At 58.1% G+C, this 13,218-nt stretch carries 12 protein-coding genes; all 12 read left to right on the top strand.

Features of this window, described 5'->3' with window-relative positions; all coding sequences use genetic code 11:
- Nucleotides 1–12: 12 nt before the first annotated feature.
- Genes tssB through icmH form a run of 12 tightly spaced genes read left to right on the top strand, consistent with a single transcriptional unit; the run spans nucleotide 13 to nucleotide 13,203 of the window.
- On the top strand, nucleotides 13–510 hold the full coding sequence (gene tssB / locus LVW35_RS12865; protein WP_233895971.1) for a type VI secretion system contractile sheath small subunit: 498 nt from the start codon (nucleotides 13–15) through the stop codon (nucleotides 508–510).
- Between the two features lie 27 nt (nucleotides 511–537).
- Complete coding sequence (gene tssC / locus LVW35_RS12870) at nucleotides 538–2,013, top strand: type VI secretion system contractile sheath large subunit (RefSeq protein ID WP_233895973.1); 1,476 nt, start codon at nucleotides 538–540, stop codon at nucleotides 2,011–2,013.
- Nucleotides 2,014–2,027: 14 nt separating this feature from the next.
- Entirely contained in the window at nucleotides 2,028–2,429 is a 402-nt protein-coding gene (gene tssE, locus LVW35_RS12875) for a type VI secretion system baseplate subunit TssE (protein ID WP_233895975.1), read from the top strand.
- A complete protein-coding gene (gene tssF / locus LVW35_RS12880) occupies nucleotides 2,419–4,206 on the top strand; it encodes a type VI secretion system baseplate subunit TssF (protein WP_233895981.1) in 1,788 nt (595 codons plus the stop codon). The genes tssE and tssF overlap by 11 nt, the downstream gene beginning before the upstream one ends.
- Nucleotides 4,170–5,177 (top strand): type VI secretion system baseplate subunit TssG, encoded by a 1,008-nt coding sequence (gene tssG / locus LVW35_RS12885; protein ID WP_233895983.1) that lies wholly within the window; start codon nucleotides 4,170–4,172, stop codon nucleotides 5,175–5,177. The genes tssF and tssG overlap by 37 nt, the downstream gene beginning before the upstream one ends.
- Before the next feature lie 12 nt (nucleotides 5,178–5,189).
- A complete protein-coding gene (locus LVW35_RS12890) occupies nucleotides 5,190–7,622 on the top strand; it encodes an AAA family ATPase (RefSeq protein WP_233895986.1) in 2,433 nt (810 codons plus the stop codon).
- Complete coding sequence (locus LVW35_RS12895) at nucleotides 7,619–9,151, top strand: sigma-54 interaction domain-containing protein (protein WP_233895988.1); 1,533 nt, start codon at nucleotides 7,619–7,621, stop codon at nucleotides 9,149–9,151. The genes LVW35_RS12890 and LVW35_RS12895 overlap by 4 nt, the downstream gene beginning before the upstream one ends.
- Before the next feature lie 42 nt (nucleotides 9,152–9,193).
- A complete protein-coding gene (locus LVW35_RS12900) occupies nucleotides 9,194–9,325 on the top strand; it encodes a type VI secretion protein (RefSeq protein WP_233895989.1) in 132 nt (43 codons plus the stop codon).
- Nucleotides 9,326–9,340: 15 nt separating this feature from the next.
- Complete coding sequence (gene tagH / locus LVW35_RS12905; protein WP_233895991.1) at nucleotides 9,341–10,513, top strand: type VI secretion system-associated FHA domain protein TagH; 1,173 nt, start codon at nucleotides 9,341–9,343, stop codon at nucleotides 10,511–10,513.
- Nucleotides 10,514–10,518: 5 nt separating this feature from the next.
- On the top strand, nucleotides 10,519–11,004 hold the full coding sequence (tssJ, locus tag LVW35_RS12910; protein WP_233895997.1) for a type VI secretion system lipoprotein TssJ: 486 nt from the start codon (nucleotides 10,519–10,521) through the stop codon (nucleotides 11,002–11,004).
- A gap of 1 nt (nucleotide 11,005) precedes the next feature.
- On the top strand, nucleotides 11,006–12,334 hold the full coding sequence (gene tssK, locus LVW35_RS12915; RefSeq protein WP_233896003.1) for a type VI secretion system baseplate subunit TssK: 1,329 nt from the start codon (nucleotides 11,006–11,008) through the stop codon (nucleotides 12,332–12,334).
- A 5-nt stretch (nucleotides 12,335–12,339) separates the two neighbouring features.
- On the top strand, nucleotides 12,340–13,203 hold the full coding sequence (icmH, locus tag LVW35_RS12920) for a type IVB secretion system protein IcmH/DotU (protein ID WP_233896005.1): 864 nt from the start codon (nucleotides 12,340–12,342) through the stop codon (nucleotides 13,201–13,203).
- Nucleotides 13,204–13,218: the final 15 nt, after the last annotated feature.

Consider the following 13,218-nt stretch of genomic DNA (forward strand, 5'->3'; position numbering starts at 1 on the left):
AGGAGATGCACCATGGCCAAAGAAGGTTCGGTAGCCCCCAAAGAGCGTATCAACATCACGTTCAAACCCGCCATTGGCGGGGCGCAGGAAGAGGTTGAACTGCCCCTGAAACTGTTGGTGCTGGGCGATTTCACCCGTCGTGAGGATGTGCGCAAGCTTGAAGACCGCAAGCCCATTGCGATCGACAAAAACACGCTGGATGACGTATTGGCCAAACAGGCGTTGAGCCTGACGCTGAGTGTGCCCAATCGCTTGCAGGGGGATGCAGGCGTGGAAGAACTGGCGATTCAGGTACGCATTGCTTCCATGAAGGACTTCAATCCCGCGAATCTGGTTCAGCAGGTTCCCGAATTGCACAAGCTGATGGCGTTGCGTGAGGCACTCATGGCTCTAAAAGGCCCCTTGGGCAACACCCCGAGTTTTCGCAACGCAATCGAGCAGGCCCTGGCGAATGACGAGTCGCGCGCTCGGGTACTGGCAGAGCTGGGGCTGAACAGCCCACAAGCCTGACATATTCAGTAAAAGGACACTGACCGAATGACGACACAACCGCAATCGCTGAACGCACAAGCCACTGATCAATACAGCATTCTCGACAACATCATTTCCCAGACGCTGCTGAGTGCAGACGACGAGGCGTATGGCATCGCCAAGCGGGGCGTCTCGGCATTCATCGAAGAGCTGATCAAACCGCAGAACCGTGGCGAGCTCGTCAAGAAACGCATGGTCGACCGGATGATTGCCGAGATCGATACGAAGCTAAGCCTGCAAATGGACGAGATTTTGCACCATCCCGAATTCCAGGCCCTGGAAGCGTCCTGGAGGGGGTTGCAGTTGTTGGTTGACCGCACAAACTTCCGCGAAAACATCAAGATCGAACTGCTGAGCGTCTCCCAGCAGGACCTGTTGGAAGACTTTGAAGACTCCCCGGAAGTGACCCAGTCCGGGTTGTATAAACATATCTACAGTGCTGAATACGGTCAGTTTGGTGGCCAGCCTGTGGGGGCGATTATCGCCAACTACTTTCTTTCACCCAGTGCACCCGACGTAAAGCTGATGCAGTACGCGTCCAGTGTGGCCTGCATGGCCCACGCGCCTTTTATCGCCGCAGCCGGGCCTGCGTTCTTCGGGTTGGAGTGTTTCACCGGTCTACCGGACCTCAAGGATCTGAAAGACCATTTCGAAGGTCCTCAATTCGCCAAATGGCAAAGCTTTCGCCAGAGCGAAGACGCACGCTACATCGGATTGACGGTACCGCGCTTCCTGCTGCGAACGCCCTACGATCCCCTTGAATGTCCAGTCAAGACCTTCGCCTACCAGGAGAACGTGGTTAACAGCCACGAGCACTACCTGTGGGGCAATACGGCGTACGCCTTTGCCACGCGCCTGACCGATAGTTTTGCGCGGTTTCGCTGGTGCCCGAACATCATCGGTCCGCAAAGCGGTGGCGCGGTAGAAGACCTGCCGTTGCATCACTTTCACAGCATGGGAGAAATCGAAACCAAGATTCCGACTGAAGTGCTGGTTTCCGACCGCCGTGAATACGAACTGGCGCAAGAAGGCTTCATTGCCTTGACGATGCGCAAGGGCAGTGACAACGCCGCATTTTTCTCCGCAAGCTCTGTCCAGAAGCCGAAACACTTTGGCCTCAGCCCGGAGGGCAAGGAAGCCGAGCTGAATTACCGCTTGGGTACCCAGTTGCCCTACATGATGGTGGTCAATCGCCTGGCCCATTACCTCAAGGTTCTTCAACGCGAGCAATTGGGGTCATGGAAGGAGCGTACGGATCTGGAGCTGGAGCTCAATAAGTGGATTCGCCAATACGTCGCTGATCAGGAAAACCCCAGTGCCGAAGTGCGTGGGCGACGCCCGTTGCGTGCGGCTCGCATTGTTGTCAGTGATGTCGACGGCGAGCCCGGCTGGTACCGCGTCAACCTCAGTGTGCGACCGCACTTCAAGTACATGGGGGCGGATTTCACGCTGTCACTGGTAGGCAAGCTCGACAAAGAATGAGTAGAGACCAGGGAATGCCCCACCATCAAAGCCTTTTCGAGCGGCTCGAGCGTCCGACGGCTGCCCCTGCATGTAACGTGACATCTGTCGCAACCCATCTTGGGAAAATGCTCAGTATCCGTGCGGGCAGTGTGCAGACACTGCCGGATTACGGCCTGCCTGACCTCAATGACATGAACCAGAGCCTGCATGAATCGTTGAGTCAGTCGCGGCTTCTGATCGAGCGGTTTATACGCACTTACGAGCCTCGTTTGAAGCATGTGCGGGTCACGACATTGCCGCGGGATCATGACCCGTTAGCCCAGGCGTTCGCTATCGAAGCCACACTGACGGTCAAAGGTATCAAGCAGTCTGTGGCGTTCACTGCACGGCTGTGCGATGTCGGCCGGGTAGAGGTTTTGCCGGATGTCGTTTAACCGTTACTACCAAAGCGAGCTCAGTGCGTTGAGGCAGCTGGGGCGACGCTTTTCGGAGCGCAATCCTGCGCTCGCGCCCTTTCTTGCAGAGCCCGGCCAGGATCCGGACGTGGAAAGGCTGTTGGAGGGTTTTGCCTTTCTCACGGGGCGCTTGCGCCAGAAACTGGATGACGAGCTTCCGGAGCTGACGCATTCGCTGATGCATTTGCTCTGGCCCAACTACATGCGACCGATGCCCGCATTCAGCATTCTGCAGTTTGATCCACTGAAGCACTCAGTTCCTGGTGTGTGGGTTGCACGGGACACACCGGTTGAAAGTGCTGCCGTCAATGATGAGCGCTGCCGTTTTCGTACCTGTTACGCCACGCAGGTTCTTGCGCTGCAACTGAGCAAGCTGGAGTACAGCACCCAGGCAGAGCGGGCAGTTCTGACCTTGCGTTTGGAAATGAGCGCTGAAGGTAATTTCAGTGAATGGACCTTTGCCCGTTTGCGCCTGCACCTGGCGGGTGATCGTTACATCAGCCAGGAACTGTACCTGAGTTTGCTGCGTGATCTGGACGGCATCGTGCTGCTGCCTTTCGATCGTGATGGCCTGGCAGTCAGTGGGGTTGATGGGCAGGCAATAACGTTGCGGCTGGGTGCCGACCAGGTACAACCGGTCGGATTCAATGAAGAACATGCGTTGATACCCTATCCGCAGAATACTTTTCGCGGGTATCGCCATCTGCAGGAGTACTTTGCGTTTCCAGACAAGTTTCTGTTTGTCGATGTGGAGGGGTTGGACGTACTGCGCAGTCTTCCCGGTGAGGTGCTAGAGCAGGTGTGTGGCGTGATGTTGCGCTTCGAATTGCGCAACCCCTGGCGTGGGGCCCGGCAACCCACGCTGGATAACGTAAAGCTGTACTGCACGCCTATCGTGAATTTGTTCAAGCATGACGCGGTGCCCATTCGCCTGGATGGCAAGCAGGATGAATACTTGTTGATCGCCAGTGAGTATTCGCGGGAAAACGCCTGCGTTTTCTCCGTAGACAGCGTGACAGGCTGGCATCCTGGAGGGCTTGGCTATCGTACCTATGTGCCCTTCGAATCCTTCGAGCACGATGGTGATGCCAACCTGCCTGAGGCCCCAGCCAGTTACAGCATTCGCCAACGGCCATCGGCACAGCATGCAGGGCTCGATACCTGGCTTGGGTTTGACACCTGCCAAGAGTCAAGCCAACAAACACTGTCTATCGAACTGACATGCACCAATCACAACCTGCCTCGACTGTTGCACGTAGGCGACATCAACCAGCCTTGCGAGCAGACGCCGGAAGGGTTGTCGTTCCGAAATATCTGCGCACCGACAGCAAGCTTCTTTCCGCCTCTGGACCAGGATTTTCTCTGGCGCCTTATCAGCAACATGTCGCTCAACTACCTGTCATTGAGCGACATCGCTGCCTTGAAAATGATCCTCGAAACCTATGATTTGCCACGCTATCACGACCGGCAGGCACAAAAGGTGAGCGAGAGAAAGTTGGGCGCAATCCGGTCTGTCAGCCATTCAGCCGTCGATCGATTGCACCGAGGCTTGCCATTTCGTGGGGTACGTATCGATTTGACCATCGATTTCCAGGGCTTTCTTGGCCCGGGTGAAGTGTTCGTGTTCGCCTCGGTCCTCAACGAATTTTTTGCACTCTATGCCAGCCTCAACACCTATCACGAACTAAGAGTCCTCAGCACACAAGGAGACGTGTACCTATGGCCACCACGGATGGGCCAACAGCCTCTTCTTTGACGCAACTGTCCCGGGTCATTCGCGAGTACTCACTGTTCCAGGCAGTATCGCAGGTGATCCAGCGTCTGCGCGATGCCCATCCAGTGTTGGATGACGACGCGTTGTATGACCTGCTGGAGTTTCAAGCCAACCCAGGTCTGGGGTTTCCCGCCCACGATATTGATCGGGTGGAGTTTTTCATTGAGCACGAACAGTTACGGGCGCGTCTTCGCCTCAACCTGTTGAGTTTGTGTGGCGCGGGGTCGCCATTGCCCGCCTTTTATGCGGAGCAGGCCTGTGCCGATGGCGCGGATGGAAATGTTACTCGGGACTTTCTGGATGTGTTTCACCATCGCTTGCAACGGCTGATGTTGCCGATATGGCGCAAGTATCGTTATCGGGCGTGTTTCCAGTCGGATGCACGTGATGCCTTTTCCGAGCAGATGTTCGCATTGATCGGTTTGAGGGGGCGACAGATTCGCAGTGCCGCTCAATTGAACTGCAAGCGGCTGTTGCCCTATCTGGGGTTGCTTGGCCTTCGGGCACATTCGGCAACCTTGATCGAGACAGTGCTGCGCTACTACTTCAGGCACAACCGTTTGTTCATCGAACAATGGGTATTACGCACGGTCGTCATCGCGCACTCACAGCAAAACCGGCTTGGCGCGGCGAACAGCGTGCTTGGCCATGATCAGGTGCTGGGGAGCCAGGTCGTCGATCGCAGCGGCAAGTTCAGGGTGCATTTGCTGGGCTTGGGTTGGCACCAATTCCACGGCTTTCTGCCCTCGGGCACGGACTACCCATTGCTGTGTTCATTGGTACGGCTGACGGCTCGTGATCCTTTGGAATACGACCTGCGCCTGGTACTGGCCAAGGAAGAAATCAAACCGTTGCACATTGGCGAACACAACGTCTGTCGCCTCGGCTGGACCAGCTGGCTGGCACATGAGTGCGCCGACGGTGCAGTCATTGTGTCGAGCAACGCTCATTAGGGATGAATCATTATGATGAATGTGGACCTGCAACAACTTATCCAGACATTGACCAGCCGCACCCGTCGAGATTTGGAGCGCGCGGCCGAGCGATGCGTCATGCGCGGCGGCAGGGAAGTGTTGGTGGAGGACCTGTTGTTGACCCAGCTGGAACATCATGACGGCCTGTTGGCTCGAGCGCTGGCGGATGCGGCTATCGACGTGGGAGCGCTGCAAGCCACGTTGCAACCCAGGAAGGAGACAAGCGCTTCGCGCAACCCAGTGTTTGCCCAGGCACTCGTGCAATGGCTGCAGCAGGCATTGATGATTGCCCATCTGGAGCTTCGGCAGACTGAAGTCGATCACGGTGCTCTTTTGCTGGCACTGCTGCGTCACCCGCTACAACACGCGGGCACTGCCTATCAGGCGCTTTTGAACGGTTTGGATGCGCAGCGTGTGCAAAGCTACCTGTTGAGCCAGGCACCTGAAACTGAACGCGCCCCGCGGGGCGATTCAATGCTGGAGCGCTTCACCCATGACCTGACCCGCCAGGCCCATGACGGGAGTATTGACCCGGTGTTGTGCCGCGACGCCGAGATCATCCAGTTGATCGACATCCTCATGCGGCGGCGCAAGAACAATCCGATACTTGTTGGTGACGCCGGGGTAGGCAAGACCGCTGTTGTTGAAGGTCTCGCATTGCGTATCGCCAGCGCACAAGTGCCGCAGGCTCTGAAGGATGTGCGTGTGCTGACACTGGATATGGGACTGCTCCAGGCTGGTGCCAGTATCAAGGGGGAGTTCGAGCGACGCCTCAAAGGCGTCATCGATGAAGTCAACGCCTCGGCAAAACCGGTAATCCTGTTTATCGACGAGGCTCATACGCTGGTGGGCGCAGGGAGCCAGGCAGGCGGGTCCGATGCTGCCAATCTGCTCAAACCGGCCCTCGCTCGTGGTGAGCTGCGTACCATCGCTGCCACCACCTGGTCGGAATACAAGAAATACTTCGAAAAAGATCCGGCATTAGCGCGACGTTTCCAGCCTGTAATGGTTGGCGAGCCTAGTGTCGAGCAAGCGATTTCGATCCTGCGCGGATTAGTTTCGGTGTATGAGTGCAGCCATGGTGTTTATGTGCGAGACGATGCGGTCGTGGCGGCGGTGCAGATGAGCGCCCGCTACATGACCGGACGCCAGTTACCCGATAAAGCAGTGGACGTGCTGGATACCGCCTGTGCTCGCTTGCGGACTCGTCAAGAAACGCCTGGAGAAGAATTGCAGCACCTCTATGCGCAAGCGGCCGAAGCTGCGCAACAGCATCAAGCAGTGAGCCGCGACAGGGATGAAGGGCTTTGCGTGGATGAGCAGGTCTTGCACACGCTGACCCTGCGCATGGAGACGAATGAGCGCCAGCGTCAGCATCTGGAGCAGCGCTGGTTTGATCAGCGCGCATCGGCACAGCAGGTATGCCCGCGCCTGGTGGCTGAGGTCATCAGTGCATGGACCGGAATCCCGGTTGAGCAACTGGCGGTCGAGCACAGTACACGTGTCCAGGGATTCGCCGACGCCATGCGTTTGCGCATTCTCGGGCAGGAGCAAGCGGTGCAAGCCCTGGACCGCAATCTGCGCGCCGTGGCCGCTGGTCTGAACAATGCCGATGCGCCGGTCGGTGTATTCCTGCTGGTGGGCCCGAGTGGCGTGGGCAAGACCGAGACTGCACTGGCCATTGGCGATCTGTTGTATGGCGGTGAGCGCTTTGTCACTACTCTCAATATGTCGGAATTCCAGGAAAAACACTCGCTGTCTCGGTTGATTGGCGCACCGCCTGGCTATATCGGATTTGGTGAGGGCGGGGTGCTGACAGAAGCCGTGCGCCAACGCCCGTATTCGGTGGTGTTGCTTGATGAGGTCGAAAAGGCCGATCCCGAAGTATTGAACCTGTTCTATCAGATTTTCGACAAGGGCCTGGTCAATGACGCAGAGGGCCGGGAAATCGACTTTCGCAACACGCTGATCCTGATGACGTCCAACCTGGGCAGCGAGTGCATCGGCCAACTCTGTACCGGTGACCGACGACCTGATGTGCAGGTGCTGCAAGAGGCGATTCACCCGGTGCTGCGCGACCACTTCAAACCCGCGCTGCTGGCCCGGATGCGCGTAGTGCCGTATTACCCGATCAGCGGTGAGATTCTGCATGACCTGGTAAGGCTGAAACTGGAGCGCCTGGGACAAAGATTGCACCTGCGCAAGCTGGAGTTCAGCTATACGGCAGCGCTGGTTACCCACATGGCCGAGCGTTGTGCCCACGGTGACAGCGGTGCTCGTTACATAGACCAATGGATCGAACTCCATTTGTTGCCGCAGATGGTCGATCGCCTGCTGGACGCCATGGCTCAAGGCGCGCCCCTTTCACAGATACGCGCAGGCCTGGACGGCGATGGGTACCCATTCTGTGAGTTCAGCCAATGAGGGATGACCTGTTTGCTCGATTACCCCATCCGCTGGCCTACGCCGAAGCCCTGATCGGCTGGTTCGCCCGCCTGGGCATCGAAGCTGACGCGATGACCTTGCCTGGCCTGTGTGTGGCAGCGGCAGCGCAACTGAGCGAATGCGAACTCAGCCAATGGTATTGGCGCAACGAAGCGACAGGCCGACTTGAGCTGATTGCCCAGCATCGGCCCGATGCGCTGTCCCTCAGCGATGCCATCTGCACCGCCGACTTTCAGCATGAGCAGGTCTTGCACTACGTGCTCGCTCATCAAACAGCGCTAAGCCTGGAAGACCTCACTGGCAGCGCCTACGACTGCGGATTCCTACCGTCAGGGGCGACGCCTTGGAGAGCGTTGTCATGCGTACCGCTTTTCAATCGACAGATGACCATCAATGGCGTGTTGCTATGTGCCAGCCATCACCCGAAAAACCTGCAGGACTACGCCGCCACCTTGAGCCGACTGGGCAGCTTTGCCCTGACGCAACTGGCTTTGCTGCGGAGCAAGCGTTGCGTAGACCGTTTCACGACGCCCGCTGATCCCACGCCGCTGCCCCGCGCGGCATTTGGGTTAGTCGGTACCAGTACGGCCATGGATGAAGCGTACCGCCTGATCGGCAAGGTGTTGCATACCCCCTATACCGTATTGCTGCGCGGCGAGACCGGTACGGGTAAGGAGGTGGTGGCGCGAGCGATCCATTCGGCTGGGCGACGCAGCAGCAAAGCGTTCGTGGTGCAAAACTGTGCGGCGTTTCCTGAAGGGCTACTCGAGAGTGAACTGTTCGGCTATCGCAAAGGCGCTTTCACCGGGGCTGATCGCAACCACACTGGGCTGTTTGACGCGGCGCACGGTGGCACGTTGCTCCTGGACGAAATCGGCGATATGCCACTTGCGCTGCAGGCCAAGTTGCTGCGGGTTCTGCAGGAAGGCGAAGTCCGCCCGCTTGGGGCCAGCACCGCTCACAAGGTCGATGTACGCATCATCGCCGCAACTCACCGGGACCTCGCGGCGATGGTGGCCGAAGGCAGTTTTCGCGAGGACCTTTACTACCGGTTGGCGCAGTTTCCCATCGAACTGCCGCCCTTGCGTGAGCGCGACGGCGATGTGTTGCTATTGGCGCGCGAATTTTCGCAGAAGGCTTGTGCTGCACTTGGGCGGGTTCCGGTGGGTTGGTCCAGCGCGGCGTTGGATCAACTCTCAAGTCACGCCTTCCCTGGCAATGTCCGCGAGCTCAAATGCCTGGTGGAGCGTGCAGTACTGCTGTGTGATGAGGGTGTGATCCTGCCGGCGCACCTGTCCTTGTCTGCGCCACCAGCCAATGAGTCGGTCGATGCAACCTTGCGCCAACGGCTGGAGCGGGTCGAGCGGGTATTCCTGATCGATTGTCTGCACAAGAACCGTGGCAATCGCACCCGTACCGCACGCGAGCTAGGCGTTGCGCGGCGCACGCTGCTTTACCGTCTGGCGCGCCTGAAGATCCCCGTTGGTGATGTTCGGGGGGAGTGCTGAATGGGGACCGTGTGGGCACCTTATTTTCATGGGAGATACCTGATGCCTTTTCATCCGTGGCAAGCCCTGGTGCTTGTGTTGTGTTTGCTGGGCGGCTGTAACGCCAATTATGTCTTTGATGATGCTGACTACCGTCCGTTGGGTGATCCCCAGGCGTCTCGTCAAGGGCGTTGAACAAGGAGCATTGGCATGCAATTGGTGTTTGAAGTGTGTAGCTCTACAGGCGGTGTGCCGTCTGCGCGCAAGACGTTCGAGGAGGTGGGGGGTGTGATTGGCCGTGGTGCGGGATGTGACTGGATCATCCCTGATGCCGATCGCTTGATTTCCAGTCACCACGGTTTGGTCAGTTATCGGGACGGTCACTACTTACTGACGGATATCAGCAGCAACGGGATCAGTGTGTCAGGCAGCATGGAGCGTCTGTGCAAGGGCCAGGCACGGCTCATCAGCGATGGAGAGGTCTATCAACTCGGGACACTGGAAATTCGTGCCCGCCTTATAGCGAACACCCGGCAGTCGTTTGCTCGGGATGACACGATTCCAGACGATGCGTTCCTGGGACTTGATCCTGTCGATGCCTTGGATCACGCGCAATTGCGCGATCACTCATCGGCAGATTTGGATGCCTTGGGTATGTCGAGGGAGGCGGCTGTTCAATCGCTCTGTCATGGGGCTGTGGACCGTGATCATCTGCTCGTCCCGACGTTCGCCGAGCCGGAAAGGGAAGAGCTGCCTCAAGCGCCCATCACGGCTGCACCAGCCGTAGCGGAAGCATTCTGGCAGCAGTTTGCGCAGACATTGGGCATGCAAGTGGACACGCTTGATAGGCAGGCTCGCGAAGCCCTGGCGATCAGGGTGGCAAGCCTGCTCAGGCAAACCGTTGAAGGGTTGCAGCAAAGCCTGCGAACCCGCGACGAATTGATCGGTGAGATCAGCGGGGCACTGACTGCCTCTGGACTGAATAGCCGCAATCCGTTGAACGATGGCACTGACACACAGGCCGCCTTGGCGACACTGCTGGGGGGGGATGAGCCGGGCCGGCTCTCTGCCGAACAGGCAGTTGCCCAGGTCTGCCGAGACCTGCAAGTTCATCAACTGGCTCTGGTCGTGGCCTGCCGAGCTACCGTGCGCGGAGCCTTGGCAGCTTTTGCGCCTGGGCATCTGCTGCTGCGTTTCGAGTGTGAGGGCAAGCCACCCCGGTTCTTTACGGACGGTGCTCACTGGCGGGCTTACAAACGTCACTATCGGCGGGTGACTGACGAGCTGCCGCAGGGTGAACACTTGCTGCGTACTGAGTTTGCCAACGCCTACGAGGAGCAGGTACGCCTGGTCTCCAGCCTGCATGCCGGATATTCAGGATGATATTCATGTCTCGAGTTGCCGTTACATCAATGCTGTTGGTGCTGGGCTTGTTGGGCGGCTGCAGCAACCTTTCACCTTTTTCGACCCTGACCAAGCTGGACCTGACGTTCACGGCCAGCGATGAGGTGAACCCCGATCTTCATGGCCGTCCCTCGCCGGTTGTGGTGCATCTGGTTGAGCTGCGGCACCCCGTGGCATTCGAAAATACCGATTTCTTCAGCCTCTATGATCGGGCTGAGCAGGTGCTGCCCAAGGATTGGGTCAGCAGTGAAGAGCTGGAGCTGCGTCCCGGTGAACACTTGGCGCTCAAACTCAGTGTCGAGCCGCGCAGCCGTTATGTTGGCGTGCTGGCGGCCTATCGCGACCTGCCCCATGTGCAATGGCGGATGGTCTTGGCTGTAGCACCCGGGCAACTGACCCGTGCCCACATTGTGCTGGATCAGACAGGTATCCGCCGTGCAGTACCTCAAACCGACAGGACGGAGGATTGAGATGCAAATCCATAACGTTATCTGGCAAGAAGGCATGTTGCTGAGGCCGCAGCATCTGCAGCACAACAGCCGCTATTACCAGCAGCAACTCAATCGTACTCGTCTCCTGGGCAGTGATGCCTGGGGGTTCCTGACGTTGGACGTTGATGTGCAGTACCTCAATCTGGGCAAGATCGTTGTCAACCAGGCCAGCGGAGTGCTGCCGGATGGAAGTCTGTTCGAACTGAGTGGCGCCATGGAACCCCTCGTATTGCAGGTGCCTGCCACTTCAGGAAAGCAAGCTGTTTACCTGGCGTTGCCGCTGGCGACTGACAATCAGGTTGAAGTACGAAGGAAAGAACAAAGCGATGTAGTGGCGCGGTACGTCGCCTGTGAGACAGAGATCGGCGACTCCAATGCCGGCGTCGATTCCCGTTGCCAGATCAACTGCGCGCGCCCGGATTTGAGGCTGATGTTGGGAGAGCAGCCCAGTGATCCTTTCTACGTCAAACTCCAGGTCGCCCAGGTGCTGGATTCGACCCACGAAGGCGGCGTGAGACTGGACGCGGATTTCGTACCGACGTTCATCTATCTCCAAGGCTCAGGATATGTGTCGTCCTGCGTCAAGGAGGTGGTCAGCCTGCTAGCGGCCCGTGGAGATGCCATCGCCTCACGCATTCAAGGTACCGGGGCTTCTGCCGGGGCGCAGGTCGGCGACTTTCTGATGCTGCAGTTGATCAATCGTGCGGAGTTGATATTGCGTCACTACCTGAGCCAGGCCCAGGTCCGCCCTGAGTCGTTGTATCGGGAGTTACTGTCGATTCTCGGCGAACTTTCGACGTTCGCCAGCGACAACAAACGCGTGCAGTTGGCGGTGCACTATCAGCATGGCGATCAGGGGGCGAGCTTTCGCGGGCTGATGGAGGGACTTCGCACCGTATTGTCGCTAGTGCTGGAACAACATGCCATCGAGCTGACGCTGCAACAGCGTCAATACGGCGTGCTGGTTTGTCCGATAAGTGACCTCAAGTTACTGGGCACTGCGACGTTCATCCTGGCCGCCACGGCCCAGTGTGACTCCGAGGAGCTGCGCCATCGCCTGCCAGCGCATCTCAAGATCGGGCCGGTGGAACGCATCCGCGAGTTGGTAAACCTGCACCTCGCAGGCATCAGGGTCACGCCGCTGCCGGTGGCGCCACGGCAGATCCCTTTTCATGCCGGCAAGACCTATTTCATGCTTGAGCTGAGTCCCCGTGACGTCACGCAGCTGGAGCAATCGGGCGGTTTTGCCTTCCACGCCAGTGGTGAATTCGCCGAGCTGCAACTCAACTTCTGGGCTATCAGGAACTGAACGTCATGACTATGGACAGTGAATACTCTCAGGACGAAAAAACCGTGTTGCTTGAGCGTGATGGGCTCTGCCCGGCGCATGGCGCCGTCACGGACTTTGCGTCACCGCCACGCTTCGAGCAACTGGAAGACCGGATGATCTATAGCGCTCATCTGTCGGGCGCACAGAGCTTCAACGTGGGCCCCAACATCTTGTTGTCCGCAGCGTGGGAACTCTTGTTGCAGGTTGTCCAGCTCAAAGCCAGCCCTGGCCGGGAAAGCCTGCAGGCGCTGAATGACCAACTTTCCTCGAGCGTCGACGCATTTGAGGCACGTGCCTTGCACTTGGGGGCTGAGAGCAGTCAAGTGATGTCGGCGCGCTATGTGTTGTGCTGCGCCATCGATGAGGCTGTGGTTACCACGCCCTGGGGCAGTCGCAGTGATTGGCCGAAGACGAGCCTGTTGAGTCGGTTTCACAACGAAACCTTCGGCGGCGAAAAGTTTTTCCAACTGCTGGAGCGTTTATCTCGCGACCCCGTCAAGCATGTGGCGATGCTGGAGCTTATGTACTTGTGCGTATCGTTGGGATTCGAAGGCAAGTACCGCGTCATGGAGCGCGGAAGGGCGCAGCTTGAATCCGTACACGATGCGGTGTACCGACAGATCAGGCATGTACGAGGGGACCGGATGCCGGTCTCCACTTCGTCAGAGACGGGTAAGGCCGCTCAACCGCGGGTCCGCATTGTGTCCACAGTCGGTGTCGCCATTGGCACATTGATCTGTTTGTTCGTGATGTATTCAGGGTTCGCCTGGGTGCTGGGCCAGCAGCGAATGACGGCTTTGCAGTCCCTCCAACCTTTGGTATCAGGCCCGTCTCGGGCGCCCTTGTAACACTGGGAGCAGTGA

Source organism: Pseudomonas sp. HN11 (assembly GCF_021390155.1).
Lineage (GTDB): Bacteria > Pseudomonadota > Gammaproteobacteria > Pseudomonadales > Pseudomonadaceae > Aquipseudomonas.

Coding starts and splice junctions, on each gene's coding strand:
- tssB (WP_233895971.1), top strand. CDS start 13: ATGGCCAAAGAAGGTTCGGTAGCCCCCAAAGAGCGTATCAACATCACG.
- tssC (WP_233895973.1), top strand. CDS start 538: ATGACGACACAACCGCAATCGCTGAACGCACAAGCCACTGATCAATAC.
- tssE (WP_233895975.1), top strand. CDS start 2,028: ATGCCCCACCATCAAAGCCTTTTCGAGCGGCTCGAGCGTCCGACGGCT.
- tssF (WP_233895981.1), top strand. CDS start 2,419: ATGTCGTTTAACCGTTACTACCAAAGCGAGCTCAGTGCGTTGAGGCAG.
- tssG (WP_233895983.1), top strand. CDS start 4,170: ATGGCCACCACGGATGGGCCAACAGCCTCTTCTTTGACGCAACTGTCC.
- LVW35_RS12890 (WP_233895986.1), top strand. CDS start 5,190: ATGATGAATGTGGACCTGCAACAACTTATCCAGACATTGACCAGCCGC.
- LVW35_RS12895 (WP_233895988.1), top strand. CDS start 7,619: ATGAGGGATGACCTGTTTGCTCGATTACCCCATCCGCTGGCCTACGCC.
- LVW35_RS12900 (WP_233895989.1), top strand. CDS start 9,194: ATGCCTTTTCATCCGTGGCAAGCCCTGGTGCTTGTGTTGTGTTTGCTG.
- tagH (WP_233895991.1), top strand. CDS start 9,341: ATGCAATTGGTGTTTGAAGTGTGTAGCTCTACAGGCGGTGTGCCGTCT.
- tssJ (WP_233895997.1), top strand. CDS start 10,519: ATGTCTCGAGTTGCCGTTACATCAATGCTGTTGGTGCTGGGCTTGTTG.
- tssK (WP_233896003.1), top strand. CDS start 11,006: ATGCAAATCCATAACGTTATCTGGCAAGAAGGCATGTTGCTGAGGCCG.
- icmH (WP_233896005.1), top strand. CDS start 12,340: ATGACTATGGACAGTGAATACTCTCAGGACGAAAAAACCGTGTTGCTT.